The organism is Pseudomonas sp. P5_B2, assembly GCF_056400445.1.
On record NZ_JBFULH010000572.1, the window covers coordinates 1 to 2,599 of the forward strand.

At 58.9% G+C, this 2,599-nt stretch carries 2 protein-coding genes and 1 pseudogene; 1 reads left to right on the forward strand and 2 read right to left on the reverse strand.

Annotated features, from left to right (window positions below):
* Positions 1-430, forward strand: a 430-nt coding sequence (locus AC1DRJ_RS24115; protein WP_477804360.1) for a TonB-dependent receptor domain-containing protein, incomplete at its 5' end; no start/stop codon positions are given.
* Between the two features lie 182 nt (positions 431-612).
* Here the strand turns inward: AC1DRJ_RS24115 and AC1DRJ_RS24120 are convergent.
* Together AC1DRJ_RS24120 and AC1DRJ_RS24125 are read right to left on the reverse strand one after the other, a co-directional pair.
* Positions 613-689, reverse strand: a pseudogene (locus AC1DRJ_RS24120) (DUF6124 family protein); the annotation flags it as partial.
* Positions 690-1,161: 472 nt separating this feature from the next.
* On the reverse strand, positions 1,162-2,599 hold a 1,438-nt coding region (locus AC1DRJ_RS24125), incomplete at its 5' end, for a response regulator (protein ID WP_477804361.1).

Consider the following 2,599-nt stretch of genomic DNA (forward strand, 5'->3'; position numbering starts at 1 on the left):
CTTCGAGTTGGAAGTGTCCGGCGAACTCGCAACGGACTGGAACGCAACGCTGGGTTACACCCAGTTCAAAGTCGACGATGCCAACGGCGACGACGTCAACACGCTGTACCCGACCAAACTGCTGCGAACGTTCACCACCTACCGTCTGCCCGGTGCTTTCAACAAGCTGACCATTGGCGGCGGGGTTAACTGGCAAGACTCGATCTACACCTACGCCATCAACCCGGCCGGCAACTCCGAGAAGATCCAGCAGGATGCCTATGCGCTGGTCAACCTGATGGCTCGCTACGAGATCACCGACAACCTCTCGGCTCAGGTGAATGCGAACAACGTCACCGATGAAAAGTACTTCGACATTTTCGATGCCTTCGGCGCCCTGACATACGGTGCACCGCGTAGCGTTACGGCTTCGGCGAAGTATCGCTTCTAAGGTACCAGGGGGGGGTGCGGCTCTTTGCTACCCCCCCCCCGCGGTAAATTGCTCAGCGCATACACAGTCTTGTAGTCCACTGAAGCCCTCCTCACTGACGCGCCAAATCGTAAGCGCTCACTTGAGCGATCTTTTGATGCCCAACATTTCCAGCTTCAAAACACCGACCTGTGGCGAGGGGGCTCGTTGAGTTTTTTTGAGTCGGGTTCGTACGGGACACCGGATCAGTGTCCGGCGGATTTGGTGTGACCTTGAACATGGTACATCCTCGTTTACTGATGGAGCTGCCACGTTCGTTTCCAAGCGAAGAGGTGGCAACTGTACGCAGGTTGGAAAACCAGGGTAAACGAGCCCGGCAGACCTATAAGGTCTCCCACGCACAGCTGCCATAACGGAATGCACATCGTGCGAAAAAGTACGTTATGAAGAGTGCCTTCGTGTCGTTTACCCGTCGAGTTTCCAAGCCCGACCGCTGAATGATCAGCGACAGGGAAACGATAGAACCAAGGCCCACGACACACAAGCCGGCGGATTCTGGCGTAGCCGTAGGCAACGGCGCAAGGTTTTGTAGCTTTCAGGACGTAACCTTGAGGGCGCTTAAACAGGCACCCTCCGTTGATGTTTAATGAGCAGGAAAACACTGCCTACACGCAGTGAAACCTTGCGCGCTCAAGCGCGTGAATTGATGGCATCCATCATTTAGTCGTCCCTGTGCTCAGCCATCTTTAGGATCACGACAGGCCTTCAAGCAACTCCAGCGCCTGATCGAAATCGAAGCTCTCGGCTTGCTGGACAACCCGACGCAACTGCTCGGTTAACCGAGGGCCTGAAGCCAGGCCCTGTAGTGTGTGCAAGGCCGTCAGTGCCTGGGCGTCACTCTCGGTCAGCAGATTGCGCACGTGAGCCAATTGCACATGCCATTCGCTGTCGAAGGGTGGCGCCGCTGATGTATCGACTAATACCGTTGATTCGGTCAGCACCAACAGGCCTTCAAGCACCGGTGTCAGGCAGCGTTCTACCTCCGCCAGTCGATCAGCCACGTCCTGCTCCACTGCACCACTCAGACACGCCTGTTCCAGATGGCCGGCGGCGTTCGCCACGCCAACGGCACCGATATTGCCCGCCGTACCCCGCAGGGTATGGGCCAGTCGAACTGGCACCGAAGGATCGCTTGCACCTCGGGCGGCCAGAAACTCGGCGCAAAAAGCCTGTTGGCTGGAGCGAAACTTGCGCAGCAGGCGCAGGTAGAGATCGACCTTGCCCATGCAGGTGGCCAGACCTGCGTTCAAATCGATGCCGGGAAGGCTGGCTGGCAGGCCCGCCGCCGTCACCTTGGCAACCGACGAAACATCGGCCGCAGGCGCGCCACGGTCAGGCTTCGGATGTATCCACTTGGCCAACGTGGCAAACATGTCCTCGACGTTCAAGGGTTTGGAGATGTGATCGTTCATGCCGCAGGCAAGCGCCCGCTCGCGATCCCCCGCCATGGCGTCTGCGGTCATGGCGATCACCGGCAGATTCGCCCAACGTGCCTGCTCGCGTATCTTGCGGGTCGCGGTATAACCGTCCATCACCGGCATCTGGCAATCCATCAACACACCATCAAGGTCCGCATCACGCTCCAGCTGGTCGAGCGCCTCTGCGCCGTTGACGGCCAGATTCAGCTCGATCCCGGCACTCTCCAGCAGTTCACATGCCAGCTCCAGGTTGAGCTCATTGTCCTCCACCARCAGCAATCGCGCGCCACGCAGGCTGGCCATGGCGCTGGCGCTCTGGCCGAATCGCTCGTTGGAACGGGAATCGACCTGAGGGTTGATGCCGAGCACGGTACCCAACGCCTCAAGCAAGGTGGACGGAGTTACCGGTTTGGTCAGCACCACCGGTAATTGAATGTCGTGCTTGCTGGCTTCATCGCGGGCTTCCTCGCGACCGAATGCGGTGACCATGATCACCGACGGTGTATGCGCCAGTTTGGCAGCCTGCATCTGCAATACCGTCTCCACACCATCCATGCCGGGCATGCGCCAATCCATGAGCACCAGATCATAGGGCCTCGTCTTGGCTTCGGCCTCCGCCAGCAAGGCCAGTGCGGCTCGACCACTTTGCGCGACGTCCACCTCCACGCCAAAACTGCGCGTCATGCCAGACAAAATCTCGAGGGCGCTGGTG